This is a genomic window from Enterococcus larvae (assembly GCF_017830045.1).
GTDB lineage: Bacteria > Bacillota > Bacilli > Lactobacillales > Enterococcaceae > Enterococcus_L > Enterococcus_L larvae.
Genome location: NZ_JAEDXU010000005.1, coordinates 48,596 through 65,543 on the forward strand (window position 1 = coordinate 48,596; position 16,948 = coordinate 65,543).

Here is a 16,948-nt window from a genome sequence, read left to right on the forward strand (position 1 = left end):
ATGAGGAGCTTTTGAAAAAGGTTGTTCCGAAAGTGAACTGGTCTGAAAAGTGAGTGGGCTATACGAAAATGGATTATCTGCAGTGTTTCTATATTCTGATTCGTTCGGAAGGGGCAGCTTTTGGATCACCGGTTATTTGAATTTTGGATACATACAAGAGAATGGGATGAGTGAATCATTCTAAGGAGGAGAGGGAATGAAGAAATTTAGTTTATTGATGGTCGTATCGGCATTGCTGCTTAGTGCCTGCAGTACTGGAGGACAAAGCAGCGGAGATTCTTCCGGCGGAAATACTGAAGTGAAGCAGGAAATCAATGTTGCATCTGGTGGAGAGTTATCTACACTGGATAGTGCGCATTACACGGATGTTTACAGTTCAGATATGATTGGTCAGGTTTCAGAAGGCTTGTATCGATTGAACAAGGATCAGGACCCTGAGCTGGCGATGGCTGCTGAGGAACCGACAGTCAGCGATGATGGGCTGGTTTATACCTTTAAGCTAAGAAAGGCAACCTGGTCGAATGGCGATCCTGTAACAGCAGACGATTTTGTCTATGCTTTTCGTAATGTTGTTGATCCAGCATATGGATCAACCAGCAGCAATCAAATGGACATCTTCAAAAATGGTCGAAAAATACGTGAAGGCGAGCTTTCATTGGATGATTTTGGTGTGAAGGCCATTGATGATCAAACCTTAGAGCTGACATTGGAGTATCCGGCACCGTATCTGTCTCAAGCCTTGGTAGGAACTCCCTTCATGCCGAAAAATGCGATGTTTGCTGAGGAAAAAGGCGAAGCTTATGGGACTTCGACCGACGATTTCGTGGGAAATGGCCCGTTTTTGATTTCTGGCTGGGATGGAACGACAGAAAGCTGGAAGTTGACAAAGAATCCTGATTATTGGGATCAAAAAAATGTAAAATTGGATACAATCAATGTCCAGGTTGTTAAGGAGCTTGCGACAGGGACAAACCTTTTTGATAATGGCGATTTGGATTACACGATCTTGGCTGACACCTATGCTTTGCAGTATAAGGATTCGCCACAGGCTTATTTCATTCCTAAAGCAATGGTGGGCTATTTGAGCCCAAACCAAAAACGAGAAGTAACAGGCAATGTTCATGTACGTAAGGCAATTCTTCAGGCTATTGATAAAGAGGCTTTTGCCACAGATATTTTGGGTGATGGATCAACAGCATTGAATGGATTTGTTCCTAAGGATTTTGCCAAAGATCCAGATGGAGGAGAAGACTTCCGAGATGAAAATGGCGATTTACTGCCCTATGATCTAGAAGCGGCGAAGAAAGAGTGGGCATTAGCGAAGCAGGAGCTTGGAAAAGATGAGATCAATCTGGAACTGATGTCTGCGGATTCTGCACTTGCTAAAAAGACGATCGAGTATGTACAAGGGCAGCTGCAGGAAAACCTATCCGGGTTAACAATCACACTGAAATCTATTCCATTACAAAACAGATTGGATTTACAATCAGAGGGAAGCTTTGATTTGGTTTTCGGTACATGGACGCCAGACTATGCTGATCCAATCAACTTTTTGGAGTTCTACGATTCGAAGAGCGGCTTGAATACAGCCGGTTATGATAATGCAGAATATGATAAAGGCTTGAACGAAGCAAGAATCACGTTGGCGAATGAGCCGGATAAACGTTGGGAAAAGCTGCTGGAGCTTGAAAAAACATTGGTCCAAGAGGATGCTGCGGTATTGCCGTTGTATCAAGGGGCGATCGGTTACTTGAAGACTGACCGTCTAAAAGATCTGCAAGTCTTCTCATTTGGTCGGACCGTTTCTTATCGGACAGCCTATGTAGAAGAATAGTCAGTTTGAGGACAGGGATCAAAAATAAAAACTGTTCAATCAAAAAAGAGGCTGAGACAGAAGTGTTTAGCTACAAGCAATAAGCCGGAATTCACGAAAATTGTTTCACAAATTTTTGTTGAATTCCGGCTTATTGTCGTAGGAGCTACTTCTGACTCGCCGTTTATTCGGATTTAGGGTATGGAAAAGAGTGGCAACAGATTATTGTCCCACTCTCTTTTTTTGATGTGTTAAATTTCGATTTAAGGGGAGTGGCGTTCGATATCAGTAATGCTCAGATATTTCTGTCGGTAGTAAAATAGTTTCTCTCGTCCCATCATCAAAGGCTAAAACACGTTGTGGAAACTCAGAAGAGTAAGCATAGGCTAAGTCAACAGCCATCTCCACATCGCTGAACTCCTGAGAAAATTTAAGTGTGACTTGTCCATTATTATTGATTACGTCGAATGCAAGCATGTTTGTTAAAGGTATAACACCTTTCAAATTCAGATCAATGATCAGCCAAATACTGTCGATCAGTTCTCCGGGTAAACTGGAGACGACCCCCAGTGAAGCATAGCGGCTGCGGCTTCTGTCAAATGACTCAAACATAAGAACCCCTCCCTTATTAGCTTACTGTTAGTATACCCCAAAATAAGGTTGGAACAAGTGTTTCGCTCCGAAGTCTAAAAGACAAAGTGGTTGGGATCATTAAATCCCAACCACTTCGGTAATATTATTCTTTATCTTCTCCGATAACTTCTGGTTGAGAAGCTTCTGCCGGAGTTTCTTCAATGTTTTCTTGTGCTTCTACGATGCTGACGATTTGCTCTTCACCGTCAGTAACGATTGTAAACTTATCGTTTTTCGGAATATCTGCAACAGTTAGTGCATCACCGATTGCTAAGCTGCTGATATCAACCTCAACACTTTCAGGAAGATTTTCCGGTGTAGCGGAAACGAGAACGGAATACAGGTTTTGTGCTAGAACGCCACCTGATTTCACACCTACAGATTCCCCGGTCAAAACAACTTCTGCTTCAACTTCGGTTGCTTCCGACATATTTACAGCCAGAAACTCTACGTGCTTGATTTTACTTGTGAATGTATCAAGCTGTGTTTTATATACTAATGTATTGATTTTTTTCCCGCCAACAGCCAATGAAATAACTGTGTTGGCGCCATTATCACGCAGAATTTTTGTTAACTCTTTTTCATCTACAGTGATAGGCGTGCTCTCGATCTGATACCCATAAACGACAGCAGGGATTTTTCCGGAGTGACGTAGCTCATTTCTCAGTGAACGGGGACGGACGGCTCTTTCTTGAACTTCTAATGAAACTGACATAACCTAAATTCCTCCTTCAATAGTGAGTGAATTTATTTGGTTAAACAAAATGCAACATACAGGAAATTTCAAAAAATGCAAAAAGAGGGCGATTACAACATAATCGTCCTCTGGAAATTCCACTATGATACCTTTCTCTTCCAGGTCATTACGCTGTTTTTGAGAAACCTATGATATTCACTTTACTATTTAACCATAACGCGGTTTTGACATGAAGTCAAGGAAAGCGACTATTATTGATTCTGAAGAGCAGCTGGAATAAGAAAGTATTTGATGAAGCAGATAGACTGTATCAGCTTTGTGAGGCGATTCATCGCTGATGAGAGATTCATTTACTCTATCATTGAAGTATCGAAGAAAAACCTGTGGTAAAACATTTGTTATTTTATTATAATCTTATGCTGAATTGTTATTTAATTTTTGTTGAACTAATGAGAAGGTATTATTGATCAGTGGAAAACAGAAAAATTTATAAATATCTAAATGACGTATATTTTTCGGTAAACATAAAAACAAGAGAAATATTAAAAATAAAAACAAAAAACATTTCTCGAAAGAACTTACTTTGAGAAATGTTTTATTTTTTATCGTAAATCTATTCTAAATCAATCTATCTCGGAAGTCTATAGAATATTTTATCAATTTTTTTCAAAAAAAATGATTTTTTTGAGAAAAACCAAAAAATGAAGAATTTATAGGAAACCTTGGTATAACAACGTTTTGTTCTGGTATATACTTTTTGAGAATCATTTTTGACCGTCAATTAAGCCGTCAGAAAACAAGAATGGCTTGCTTTGATACGAGGAAAAAAGAGGCAGAATTCATCAAAAATGACATTAAAAATGATTTTATTTTTCCTTGTAAACCGTCAATTAAGCCGTCGATTTGAAATAAATACTTTTTTTTTCGCGGAAAATAAGCAATTTCTCAAAGTAAGTTCATTTATGAAAGAATAATCACATTGAATGGGAATTTACAATAGAAGAAATGTGAAAACTTAAAGAAGGAGAATCCGATTATGTGTGTAGGTGTTATTAATTTATCAGTAGAGTTTGAAGATTCCTATTCAGAAGCACTCAGGCAAAATGACAACCCTGTAGTCTTATTGACTTCAGATAATTTTGAAAAAGGAGTATCTGAATGTGATGGAGTAATCATCTGTGAAGATTCTGCACAGGATACTGCACGTACATGCTCCATTTTGTTGAAGCTCAAAGAAACATCCGATGTTTCTGTATGGGTGCTTTCCTCTAATCTTCAGAAAGTTATAAAAACCGTTTATCTAAAATTAGGGGCACTAGATGTATTGCTGGATGATTATGAAGCAGAAGATTTGGCGTTGATTGTCTCTAATAGTCTGAATAAAATCAAAACGAATCAGTCTTGTGAAGTGGAAGAGCCTGCGGTCAATGATGATGACAGTTCAAGTACGAAGGGTCTTCGAATGATTCCTAGAAACCATAGTGTAAAAATTGATGGCAGAAAAGAAATCCCTCTGACTCGTTTGGAGTACAAAACGATGGAGTTACTTTATAGGTTTCAGAATAACACAGTTACATATGAAGAATTATTTGAATCGATATGGGGTGAGGGTTTCAATAATCATAACTATCGAGTGGCAAATTTAATTTTTCATCTCCGTGGAAAGCTTGAAGACGATGCTGTCAATCCTATGTTGATTCGTACAGTTCGTTCCAAAGGATATATGTTGGATTTGAAGGACTAAAGAACACATCCTTGGACACACCCAACAACATAAAGAACAATGTGCCGATGAAAGGCAAATCAGCCGTAAAAGAAGGCATGTCATATAAGCAGTTATCACCTAGAAAGGGGGAATAGGATGGGCTGTAACCAACTAATCTAGTAAGGAGGCAAAGTGAATGAAATGAAGAAAACAAAGAAAATAAGGCTGTTTTGGGTCAATGTGCTGATGGTTGCGGTTCTTTGTGGGGCTGTTTTTACACAATTATATGGTAATCTATCGACCTTGTTTGCGAAAACACCGCTTTCCATTTCAATGGTTGACGAAGTGAAAGTGACAGAGCATCAGAAATTCATTGTGGAATTATCTGACGAAAGAGATGTCAAGGAGCTTGGGAATACCTTGGAGAGTGACCCGCGGGAAATTGTGACCTTTGACAGTTCATCAGCATCGGAAGATTCAGGTGCTGACGAAGCAGTTGAAGCAAAAAGAGAATGGAGATTAACCGTTCCAGAGGGTCTGACTTTTGATGAAACAGAAGAGAACGCCATGCTCTTAGAAGAGGATGGAGATGCCGAGCTTCCTATTTTTAATTGGAATGAAAATGAACGGATACTGACGATTTCTGCAGCGAGTGAACAAACAACACTTCGTTTGATCTTGACAGCTGAAAAGAGCGGTGACCATCAAATTAGTTTCAGCAGCGGAGATGAGAAAGAAAATGCTGCGGAATTAACAGTCACTGTTGTGAAGAGTGATTCTTCTGATTTGGAGACAGAAAACTCAGCAGTCGTTCAAAAACAGACCAGAAGCCTGCGTGCTGTAGGTACTGCTGAAGTAACAGATTGGCAAACATTTGCTGAAGCACTGGCAGATTCAAGTATCACAACGATTTCTTTGAGCAATGATATTAAGCTTACAGGAACGATCAACAATTATGCAAGTTTGTTTGATAAAGACTCTGTTGATCTAGATGCTGGATATGGGTATTTATTTGTCAGCAAGGCTGCAATTTCCAGAGGATTGGTCATAGAAGGAAATGGATATACCTTTGATTTTGGAAATTTAGCGATAGGCTTTGTGAATGCAGCAACGAACACATCCAGTTATTGGAACATCACGCTGCAGAACATTACAGTCAAGTCTAACAACCCTTACGCACCGTTTTACTATCCTGTGTTACCTCGGGCAGTGAGCGGGATGGGGATGACTTCGTACTTAAGTAATTCAAAGCTGACTTACGGCGATAATTATACTCATATTAAGTCTGTTAATGATATGATCACATTTTTCTTAGCTTATGCAAATCGTAGTGTTACAGAAATCAATTTCGCTAACGACATTGTATTCCCAGCTGGAACAACAAGCTTAAATTATCAATTACCAAACATCAATAATGCAGCCACAAACATTTTCAGTGCGACAAGTATGAGCAACGCATCCGGCGGTACAACCTTTTTATATACAAATATCAGCGGAGCAGCAAGAGCGGTGACAGTTGAAGGAAATGGGTATTCTATTGATTTCGGTACCGTTACTTTGTGTGTCTACGATGTAACACTGAATGATGGCAGCGGCTATAATTTACGTTGGTATCAAACCTATCAGAATGTCAATTTTTTCCATGGAAATTATTGGGGACCTATTGAGATTCAGGATTTATCAGATACTTATGAACGGCAATGCTGGCAGCGTTTTGTTGATGTTACCGATTATGGTGCGCAATTTGTTCAAGCGGAAGCATCTACCCTTTATTTTGGTGGAAATATCCACTTGGAGCAGCAAGAGTATTATCGCTCTGTTGGTAAAGACGGCAATCCTTTGAGGTCTGATGGTACGAACTATAACGGAAGTACGGATTCTTCATACTGGCGTGTAAATAACAGCAATAACCAGACGATTGGTGTTTCTAACGCAACCTTTGAAGATAATGCGACAATTTTCCTTTCTTCAATTGGCGGTGTTGTTGTTGATTTATACTCTGGCGGGAATATGGTCATTGGAAAAAATGTCCAGATGGATGCGGTCAGAAATGGTCCCAGCAACTCTGGAGACGGTACCGGAGCTGTACTAAGTTTACGAGGTGGAAGTATCACTGTTGGTGACGATTCGGTAGTTAATTTGACATCCAATCATTCCAGTCAGCCGGCAGTTATCAGTTTGAATTCCTCATCTGCTGCAATTGATATCGGCAACGGAGCAGAGGTAAATCTTTCGCAGACTGCCAATAGCTCTAATGGGAACGGCAATACACAAAATGCTATCTATATGAGCGGCGGTTCTATCAACGTGAATGGGGCACTGAATATCAAGGGAACGAATATGGCATCCTCAAATAGCCACATGATTTATTCGACAAGTAATGTGTCATTTGTTATTGGGAAAGAGGGAACTCTTGACATCCAGAGTGACAGTACTTCGATCGATCAGCGGCTTATCTATATGGGAGGGTCGAGCTCAACCTTTAAGTTTTCAGATGCTGAAAGAGTGAACTTGCAGCGTGTGTCTGCGCTGACAAGCGGCACTAGTACGAATAACGGATTGATTTATTCCGGAGGAAATCTGGAAGTATCCGTACAAAATGTTTTTCAATGGACTTTGAACAATATGAATGGCGGGACAACCGCTGACACTGGTTATGACTTTGATTACGTGCCAATGTCAAGTATGGTCCTTCGTTATGGCGGTGGTTATAATCCAACAATCACTTCTGCCAATTCCATGACGAGTGCAACGCTAAACAGTTTTAATCAAAACTTTACTACTCGAGGACAGCAGCGTGTGTTGTTCACACGGATTCCAGACCCAAGCGTCTCTATCAATAGCATATCGAATGATAATCCAGACGATCCTGGTTCTTACACTATCTATGGCTATGCAGTTCCGGGCGCCTACATCCGACTTTGGGAAGAAGCACTGAATGGTACGACTTCTGCAAAGGAAAAGGGTGTCAATGATACGGTTGCATCTCCTGTTGAAGATACTGGGATGGCACAGGAAACGCGTGATAACTTTACTGTTCAAGCAGATAGCAACGGTGATTGGTCCTACACGGTCAGTTCCGGCAACTATTTTACTGCAGGAAATATTATCCATGCGTATGGTTTTTCAAATCTGAAGTCGGAGGAACCGACACAGTTAGTTTTGGATAAGACACCACCAACAGCAACGCCTGTGACTTACTACATTAGTCAGGGTGAGAGCTTGCCAGATCCAAGTGCTTTCGTGAAGGATGTTGCAGATACGAGTCCGGTAAATACTGGTTTCGACTATGCATTTACGGATCCGGCTGAAGCTGAAAGCCAACGAAATACAGTAGGGACACATACCATCAAAATCAATGTGTCTGATCAGGCAACAGATGCTGATGGGAATGCTGCACCTAATACAGCGGTCATCGAAGCGACTCTGATTGTTCTTGAATCAGCCTCAGGTATTACAGCAAATGATTTAGAAGTCCCATATGTTGATATTCGCAGTCTGACAGACGAACAATTGGCAGCATATATTCTGGCAAATAGCGATCCTTCAGCATTTACTACTGTCAGCGGAGTTCTGAAAGATTTGACGGACTATATTGAGGTAACGGATTTTGGCGGATTGAATAATTACAGCAGCCTACAGCCTAATACACCATATGTCGTGACATTGACAGTTCCGGCAAATGCAACAACAGGCTTGTCTACTGAGATTTCTACAACAATCAATGTAGTAGTCATCAATATGGATGCTGTTTTGACGGTTGAATTTGAAGATGAAAGCGGCACTGTGTTGTCCGGTTATACAATCACGATTGGTGAAGGACAAGATATTGACACAGCATTGAATGTTGGTGATGTTATTGATCTGACCAGCAGTGCGTTTCAGGCTGTACAGGACCAATTAGCAGCATTGGAAACAGCCGGGTATGAAATCAGTATACGGCCGACCGATGAGACGAGTTTAACGATCACAGAAACAGAGCAGACGGTTACGTATACAGTGACAGGACAGCTGTTTTTGAAATCAGCACCACTAAAAGTTGATTTTGGCAATATTACTTATAATGCCAAGGTACAACGAGTCGACAATCCGACAACTGACGGTGATTTGGTCGTAACAGACACTCGAGCAAATAAATCAGATGGTTGGACATTGTATGCGGCGCTGACAACGAACATGACGAACGCATCAACTGGTTCCGTGATGAATGAAGCTCTTTGGTATGTAAATGGTAATGGTGATGAAATCCCGTTGACTTTAGACTACGGAAACCAAACCATTTATACGAATTCATCTGGCGGTACCTTTGATGTGACAAGTACTTGGGGCAGCACATCGGAAGATCCGGGATTGAAACTGATCGCCGATCCTACAAAAACGACTGTTTCAAGTGTAGGTACTTATGCTGGTGTCGTTACTTGGACAATCATGGCAGGACAACCATAGGAGGGTAGAGAAGAATATGAAAAAAAGATATGTTATCCTTCTAAGTTTCTTGCTATTGCTATCTTCGGCAGCAGGATTTGCCGATACGACTTCAGCAGCTTCTGGTACAGGTGGACAAGTTAATTCTAAAGGACAGATTACTTTCTATGAGGGGTCAAGTGAACCGATTACTACCCCTTCGTCCTCGGAACCAACAACTCCCAGTACGACTGTTCCTTCAGAACAAAAGCCTGCTGGCGGAAAGCTGGCAAATCTAGGAGAACAGCTAGGCAACTATAGTCTCATTGGTATTTGTCTTGTACTGGGCTTCATGCTGCTCTTCCTTTATCGTCGGAAAAAGAATAAGGAGGAGAAGTAGAGATGAAAATGAATGTACTTTTCAAGTTGTCCCTATTTCCACTTTTCTTATCCGGTATCTTTATTGGGCAAGAGAAAGTATGTGCCAGCGATCTTGGCAGCAATGGCGCAGTTACTGTAGAAGGAAAAGAAACGAGTACACCAGTAGATCCGGAAAATCCGGCTGTGGAAGTAGATCCTGGAGAAGGTCCTTCAACTAAAGGGGATCTAAGGATTGATTTTGTTTCCAGCTTAAATTTTTCTTCTGCTGAAATCACGAAAACCAATCGGACATTCGATTCACTTGCACAATTGTTTCATAGTGATACGTCAGCCCGTGGTTATTATATTCAAGTCAGTGATTTTCGTTCAGACTCGTATGGTTGGAATCTGACCTTGTCGCAAGATACACAATTCCACAGCTCGATCATTCAAAACCTTGAGGATCAAAGCTTAAAAGGGGCAGTGTTGTCTTTTGGAAATGGTTGGGCGAATACTGCTGGAAATAGTAATACCCCGACTGTTAGTCGCGATACATTGGCCATTAACGAAATGAATACAGCGTATACGGTGGCTGCTGCTGGTAGTAATCAAGGAAAAGGTGTTTGGACGATTGCATTTGGTGCGTCCGGCGAAAATACATTCGCTCAGGAAAATACGTTAACTGCTTTGACAGATAAAAATGGACAGGCAGTCATTGATCCAACATTTAACAAAGAGAGCTACAGTAATTCAGCGGTTTCACTAACTGTTCCGGAAACGAGTACTATTTATCCGGTTCAATATACAACGACTTTAACATGGAGCTTGGAAGCTGCACCAACAGAATAAAGCAGCAAATAAAATTAGGCAATTTGGATTATGTCCATTTGTATATATCACAGACAATTTAGGAGGAACAAAAATGAAATTAAGAAAATTATGTGCAGTTGCTTTAGTAGCAGCTATCGGAGCAACAACAGTAGGAACAGTAGCAGTAAGTGCGGATGAAACATCTCTGGGCTCTCAAGGAACTGTAACTGTAACTGGTGGTACAATCGACCCAACAGATCCAGATAGCGTCGTTGACCCGGAAAATCCAGATGGACCTGGTATTGATCCAGAAACACCAGGAATTACACCAAACCCAGATATTAACAACAAAGGGATCATTGCTGTATCAGATTTAGATTTCGGAAACATCGCTGTTGGAACAACTTCAGCATACGCTTCATCTATTGCTTTAGTTGATGATGCAGGTACTGCAACTGGTGAAACTCGCGGAAACATCGTTTCTTTTGGTGATGTTACTGGTAACTACACTGGTTATACAATTACAGGTAAATTATCAAGCCAATTCACTAATGGTACAACAACTCTTGACGGAGCAAGCATCACATATACAAATCCATTATTGGAAACCTCTGGTACAGGTACAATTGCAGCAGCAGTACCTACCTCAGAAGTTTTGAGTACAGACGGTGGAGAAAAAGTATTTGTTAGTGCAGCGGCTGGCGAAGGTAGTGGTCTATGGACACTTGAATTCGGTCAAAGTGCATCTTATTCAGGTGCTGGTGCTGGAACTGACGGAGACTCTGTTCAATTACAAATCCCTACAAGCGTTGCTTCTGCAATGACATTGGGAACATATACGGCTACAGTTACTTGGACAATGGGTGCAACTGCATAATCTAGTGACATTAGTTTCATGTTTCAAGGGTAAGCTGGTAAATACTTTGCCAGCTTACTTTATTATTTCAATTCGTCAGGAAGCAAGTATATTGGGCATATACATAGAACACTCTCTATCGTTTTTACTATAAATAGAATAATGAGGTCAATCATATGAGCAAACAGTTTAGAAAAAAACAGTCACAAACATTTTTCACAGTGTTCATCAGTTTATTCCTGCTATGTTTATTTGTAGGCGTAACAAACATAACTGCTTGGGGATCTGGAGAAGATACAGCAACTGATCCTACTACAGCAGCAGGATTTACCTATACTCTTGAATTTCCGGAAAATCAAATGGATAAAAATCTTGGCTATTACCAACTATTGATGAATCCAGGGCAAGAGCAGACAATAGCTGTTGTCTTGAGTAATCCGGGAGCTGAGAATATCACTGTTGATCTAGCTTTGAATGGTGCAAAAACAAATAAAAACGGTGTGATCGAATATGCAAACAATGAGATTGAAAATGATGCTTCGTTAGCTTTTGCTTTCGAAGATCTGGTAACTGGCCCTGAATCCGTTGATTTAGCGGCTGGAGAAACAAAGCAGGTTGATTTAGCTATCAAGATGCCGGAAACTGGCTTTGAAGGTGTGATTGCCGGTGGTCTGCAATTGATGAAGGCAGGACAGACAGAAGACGCTAATCCAGAGGGTGGTTCCACTGTAATCAATCAATACGCATACGTGATTTCCATTTTGCTGCAGGAAAGCGAAGCTGTGCTGACGCCAGATCTGCAGTTTAACAGTGCCTATGCTGGACAGCTGAATTATCGTAACTCAGTGTATGTAAATTTTTCTAATGTTATTGCTGCGTATCTAAATGATTTGACTGTTGAAGCACAAGTGATGAAAAAAGGCAGCAATACAGTTTTGTATGAAACAAAGAAAACTTCCATGCGGATGGCACCAACTTCTTTTATTGAATTTCCGATAGCAATGAATGGGGAACGAATGGAGTCTGGGGACTATACTGTACATGTTTTGGCGACGGCCGGAGAGCAACGCTGGGAGTGGACGGAGGATTTTGAGATTACAGAGGAAGAGGCTCAGAAATATAATGAGCGAGATGTCGGATTAACTCAGGAAACTGGAATCGATTGGAAGCTGGTAGGTTTGATTGTTGGCGGCTTTGTATTAGTAGTAGCCATTATCTTCCTACTGATCGTTGTTTTTCATAAGAAGAAAAACCGTCGTGCAGCTGCAGAAAAAGCTGGAAAGAAAAAGAGAAGTCCAAAGAAAGCAGATAATGGACAAATCAAGAAGAAAAGACTTTAAAGAAGAGTAGGAGCAGTGCAAATGACAATACTTGCTTGGATTATTATGGGAGCTATAGCTGGAGCGATTATTTTTCTGCTTCTAACCATCTATTTTTTAGGTCAAATCTTTTTTCAAAGCAGCAGGCTTAAGCGGCTTCCTGAACGACCACCTAAAAATAAGAAAAAGCGCAGAAGATGGGAAGCAACAAAAATTAGATTAAAAAAACGCCGAAAGAGATCGATGATCGCAGCTGTAGTTATGGTATTGCTGGTCTCCGTTTGCGGCGGCGGGGCAGCGTATGCAAGCTACTATCAGTCGATCAACTTATCGTCAGATGATTCAGTTCTGATTGTTCGTTCCTATTACTTGTTGAGAGATTTTCAGGAAGAATTGAATAAGGCGGCACAACAGGAAGAAGACGAGCTTGCTTCGCAACAGAATATTCGTTATTTGGCGACAACATTAGCAGCATATTCTACAAAACAGGCAAGCAATTTAAATAAGCAGGAAGGGCAGTCCGCATTAAATCGTTATTACGCGGCTTTATCCGAGCTAGGCGTTAATGCGACACGAGAGAGCAATAACTTTTATGGGAACAGCAGCTTAGTAGAAGAATTTCAAGTGGATATTGAAAAGACGATTACCTATGAAACTGCCGCATTTGAGTATTATAAGGTCAATCAGTCCGAGCTTGAGGAAGAAGGAGCAAGTGATGATGAATGAGGCGAGAAGAAAAGGAAATGAGTGCTGTACGTCGTTCAAAGAAGCCTTCGAAGAGAACTCTGAAATCAGGTAAGAAAATAGCACCTTCAAGAAAAAAAACAGGGATAAAGAAAGGCAACCCCTCTGGTACAAACTCTTTCAAAAACAGAAGTGCCGAAAAAAATATGTCTGGTGAACAAAAAAAGAATAACGGTAAAAACAGACAGAGAGCGGCTCGTCAAGAAAAATCGATGAAGGATATCCAAAGCCGTAAGAAGAAATCGTCAAAGTTACAGGGAAAGAGAAAAGTAGCGACAGGCAAAAAGAAACAACGTGTTTTTCGCAATGTAAAAGCAAGAATTTTTGAGCTGGGGGTAATTGTTTTATCTACAGCTCTTATTTTTCTTATTGTCAGTTCGATTTTCTTAAAAACAGCAAAAGTATCAGGTTTCAGTATGCTGCCTACTATACGTGCTGAAAATACTGTATTGGTCAAAAAAACAAAAACATTCCATCGGTTTGATCTTGTCTTGTTTAAGCGAGGGGAGATTGAAGAGGTACGCCGAGTTATTGGATTACCTGGGGAACAGATCACATATTCAGAAGATTTCCTATATGTTGATGGAGAGCCGATCGATGAAAAATTTATCATCGATGAAATCAATGAAGCGCAAAAGAATGGTGGTCAGTACACAGAAGATTTCCAACTACAGGATATAAGTAGTGAGACGGTCATACCGAAAAATCATTATCTGGTTTTAGGCGATAATCGGGATTATGGGTATGATAGTCGGGATTATGGACTGATCGATAGTCGACAGATAATTGGTATTGTAACTATGCGATTATTGCCTCTGAATGATTTAACAGCGTTCTAAATCAAGAAAAGCGCTAAGAGCAATACAGTGCTTTTTAGCTACAATATAAGGTTCAATCATTGATTATCAATCGAGTGATCAAAAACAAAAAGCCTCTCCTGCTGGAGGGCCTTTTTGTTTTGAAAAGAGTTTTGTGAGAAATTCTTTTCTAAGTCGTTAACAATAAGGATGTTGATTTGAACTCTCTTTGTACCGTTTTCTTACAAAAAATATGAAGTACGCCTATTCTGAGATAATTCGTATAACCACACCCTTTCAAAAAAATTATCACTAAAATGTATGTTCTTCCCCAAGAATTTTTTCTATGTGCATTGCAAAAAGTTGTGATGTGGATTGCAGATGATTTTAGTGATACTTAAATTATGTTAGGAAAAAGTGAGGATTTTTTTAATTTAATTTGTTTTTTATTGGAAATGAATGAGGATAAATTATGACTGTTATTTAAAAAATTAACAATCTTCATTCTAATAGCGTCAAGTCGATTTTATTCTGACATTAGGATTTTATCTAATTTTAGATAAGAAATCAGATTTATATTGAAATTTCTTTTTGAAATGTGAAAAATCCTAATTTTTGACCACTTTTTCTCTAAGGATTATACTCAAATCAATAAAACATATAGTAGGAATTTCTCTTCAATTCGATTTGAGCTGAAAAGAGAAAATAAGTAGTTTTTTTCAGTGCTTTGTGAAAAAGCTGATTCTAAATTAACTAATAATTTTGCTATAGTTTAAAGCGAAGAAAGATTTGATTTGAAAAAAATCTCAAAAAATAAAAATTAATAGGAGTGATTGGAATGAGTAAAGCTAGATTAGTCAAAACGTTTGAGGAATTGGTAACCATTGATTCGGTTTCAGGTAATGAGGAAAAAATTCATGCGCTGCTAAAGGAAAAATTTCTCTCTTTTGGAATGGACATCAAAGAAGATCAGAGTATGGAGACCACAGGGTTAGGAGCGAATAACTTGATTGCGACGCTCAAGGGAGACAGTGAGAAAGAACCGTTGATGTTTTCATCACATACAGATACTGTGACTCCGGGGAATGGTATTCAAGTGATAGAGAAGGATGGAATTCTCTATTCTAAAGGTGAAACAATTTTAGGTGCTGATGATAAGGCTGGAATTGCGATCATGATTGAAGCAATTCAAAGGATTAAGGAAGACTCGATTGATACAGGCAATTTAGAATTCGTTTTATCTCCAGGTGAAGAAATTGGTTTGATTGGTTCCTCTGCATTGGATATGAGCACGATAGAAGCGTCAATGGGTTATGTTCTCGATAGCGGCGGTTCAGTAGGGAGAGTGACTATTGCAAGCCCAACGCTGTTCATGTATGACGTTTCGATAACCGGGAAGGCGGCACATGCCGGACTTGAGCCGGAGAAAGGAGTATCAGCTGTTGCGATTTTATCTGATGCGTTAAAGAAAATAAAAATGGGCAGGATCGATGAACGGACAACAGCAAATATAGGTGTTATCCAAGGAGGAGAGGCGACGAATATCGTAATGGACTCACTTTTAGTGAAGGGGGAAGTTCGGGCAATTGATCCGGCGAAGGCGGATACCTTGATTGCAGAAATGGTTGCAGCATTTGAAGAAGCAGCTTCGCTTCATGGAGGAGAGGTAACGATTGATATCAGAAAAATGGCTACAGGCTTTGATGTCAGTGATGATGAGCAGGTGATGACATTACTTTTATCAGCAGGGGAACAGCTAGGGTATGAGATCATCCGAGAAACAAGCGGAGGAGGAAGTGATGCCAATGTCTTTAATGAAAAAGGCAAACGAGTAGTCAATCTATCCGTAGGTTATGAAAAAATTCACACCACAGAAGAATATATTCCCGTTGAAGAGATGGAAAAGGCAGTTCTGCTGGTTATTGAGCTGGCTAAGAATTCTCCGAGGAGAACAGAGGTGCAGTAATGAAGAAGCAAGGGATGCAAATTTTAAAAATAACTGCCGCAGTTTTACTGCTGGCGATCAGTATCAATATGTTTTTAGGGCCGCATCATATTGCGGCAGGCGGCGTAAGCGGAATTGGGATTTTACTAGAGTACATGCTGGGAATCGACAGAGCCTGGGTTGTTATGGGATTCAATGTTGTTCTATTGGTTCTAGCGGCGATTTTCTTAGGGAAAAAGATCTTTTTGAATACGTTGTTCGGCAGTATCCTTTTCCCTATCTGCTTACATCTGGTTCCAGAAGTCACATTGACAACGGATCGTTTATTATCGGTGGTCTTTGGAAGTGTCATTTTTGCAGTCGGCGTAGCACTTTTATATAAAATACAAGCTTCAAGCGGCGGAACAACGATCCCACCGCTGATTTTTGAAAAATACTTTGGACTGAATACTTCTATGGGGCTCTTTTTAACCGATGTTGTGATCGTCTTTATGAGTCTGTATGTTTTTGGCTTTGAAGAGTTTCTGTTTGCCATACTATCTATCGGAATCACCTCAGCAGTTATGACGTATATTGAGACTGGGCTGAAACGAAGAAAGGCCATCATGATCATCAGTCAGACACATACAACTGAGATGAGAACACAGTTGCAAGATGAGATGAATCGCGGCATGACGCTCTTTGATATTCGTGGTGGAAAAGATGAGCAGGGACGGGAAATGATTTTGATCGTTGTTGCTGATCAGGAGTATCCTCGAGTGAAAAAAGTTATTGATCAGATCGATCCTGAAAGCTTCGTGATCACCTATAATGTTGCAGAAGTTCATGGCTTAGGCTTTACGTATCATCCAATACAATGATGGGA

Annotated in this window: 13 protein-coding genes; 11 read left to right on the forward strand and 2 right to left on the reverse strand. The window is 40.2% G+C overall.

What is annotated here, in order from left to right:
* Positions 1 to 196 precede the first annotated feature (196 nt).
* Positions 197 to 1,834, forward strand: coding sequence for a peptide ABC transporter substrate-binding protein (locus I6N96_RS10705; RefSeq protein ID WP_209557538.1), 1,638 nt, complete (start codon positions 197 to 199; stop codon positions 1,832 to 1,834).
* Between the two features lie 264 nt (positions 1,835 to 2,098).
* Here the strand turns inward: I6N96_RS10705 and I6N96_RS10710 are convergent, their stop codons facing one another.
* Positions 2,099 to 2,425 (reverse strand): DUF960 domain-containing protein, encoded by a 327-nt coding sequence (locus tag I6N96_RS10710; RefSeq protein ID WP_209557539.1) that lies wholly within the window; start codon positions 2,423 to 2,425, stop codon positions 2,099 to 2,101.
* Between the two features lie 124 nt (positions 2,426 to 2,549).
* Positions 2,550 to 3,161: a 50S ribosomal protein L25/general stress protein Ctc gene (locus I6N96_RS10715; RefSeq protein ID WP_209557540.1), complete on the reverse strand. Its 612-nt coding sequence runs from the start codon at positions 3,159 to 3,161 to the stop codon at positions 2,550 to 2,552.
* Between the two features lie 1,018 nt (positions 3,162 to 4,179).
* Here I6N96_RS10715 and I6N96_RS10720 point away from each other — a divergent pair.
* From I6N96_RS10720 to I6N96_RS10765, 10 genes are all read left to right on the forward strand, one after another.
* On the forward strand, positions 4,180 to 4,887 hold the full coding sequence (locus I6N96_RS10720; protein WP_209557541.1) for a winged helix-turn-helix domain-containing protein: 708 nt from the start codon (positions 4,180 to 4,182) through the stop codon (positions 4,885 to 4,887).
* Between the two features lie 162 nt (positions 4,888 to 5,049).
* On the forward strand, positions 5,050 to 9,294 hold the full coding sequence (locus I6N96_RS10725; RefSeq protein WP_209557542.1) for a pectate lyase-like adhesive domain-containing protein: 4,245 nt from the start codon (positions 5,050 to 5,052) through the stop codon (positions 9,292 to 9,294).
* Between the two features lie 16 nt (positions 9,295 to 9,310).
* Positions 9,311 to 9,652, forward strand: coding sequence for an EF2685/EF0750 family sortase-dependent surface protein (locus I6N96_RS10730; protein ID WP_209557543.1), 342 nt, complete (start codon positions 9,311 to 9,313; stop codon positions 9,650 to 9,652).
* A gap of 2 nt (positions 9,653 to 9,654) precedes the next feature.
* A complete protein-coding gene (locus I6N96_RS10735; RefSeq protein ID WP_209557544.1) occupies positions 9,655 to 10,461 on the forward strand; it encodes a WxL domain-containing protein in 807 nt (268 codons plus the stop codon).
* Between the two features lie 73 nt (positions 10,462 to 10,534).
* On the forward strand, positions 10,535 to 11,299 hold the full coding sequence (locus I6N96_RS10740; RefSeq protein ID WP_209557545.1) for a WxL domain-containing protein: 765 nt from the start codon (positions 10,535 to 10,537) through the stop codon (positions 11,297 to 11,299).
* 155 nt (positions 11,300 to 11,454) lie between these two features.
* Complete coding sequence (locus I6N96_RS10745; protein WP_209557546.1) at positions 11,455 to 12,618, forward strand: WxLIP family cell surface protein; 1,164 nt, start codon at positions 11,455 to 11,457, stop codon at positions 12,616 to 12,618.
* A 21-nt stretch (positions 12,619 to 12,639) separates the two neighbouring features.
* Positions 12,640 to 13,323: a GlsB/YeaQ/YmgE family stress response membrane protein gene (locus I6N96_RS10750; protein ID WP_209557547.1), complete on the forward strand. Its 684-nt coding sequence runs from the start codon at positions 12,640 to 12,642 to the stop codon at positions 13,321 to 13,323.
* Positions 13,320 to 14,180: a signal peptidase I gene (gene lepB, locus I6N96_RS10755; RefSeq protein ID WP_245186934.1), complete on the forward strand. Its 861-nt coding sequence runs from the start codon at positions 13,320 to 13,322 to the stop codon at positions 14,178 to 14,180. Before I6N96_RS10750 ends, lepB begins: the two co-directional genes overlap by 4 nt.
* Positions 14,181 to 14,976: 796 nt before the next feature.
* Positions 14,977 to 16,104: a M20/M25/M40 family metallo-hydrolase gene (locus I6N96_RS10760; protein WP_209557548.1), complete on the forward strand. Its 1,128-nt coding sequence runs from the start codon at positions 14,977 to 14,979 to the stop codon at positions 16,102 to 16,104.
* Positions 16,104 to 16,943: a YitT family protein gene (locus I6N96_RS10765; RefSeq protein WP_430650141.1), complete on the forward strand. Its 840-nt coding sequence runs from the start codon at positions 16,104 to 16,106 to the stop codon at positions 16,941 to 16,943. The genes I6N96_RS10760 and I6N96_RS10765 overlap by 1 nt, the downstream gene beginning before the upstream one ends.
* Positions 16,944 to 16,948 lie beyond the last annotated feature (5 nt).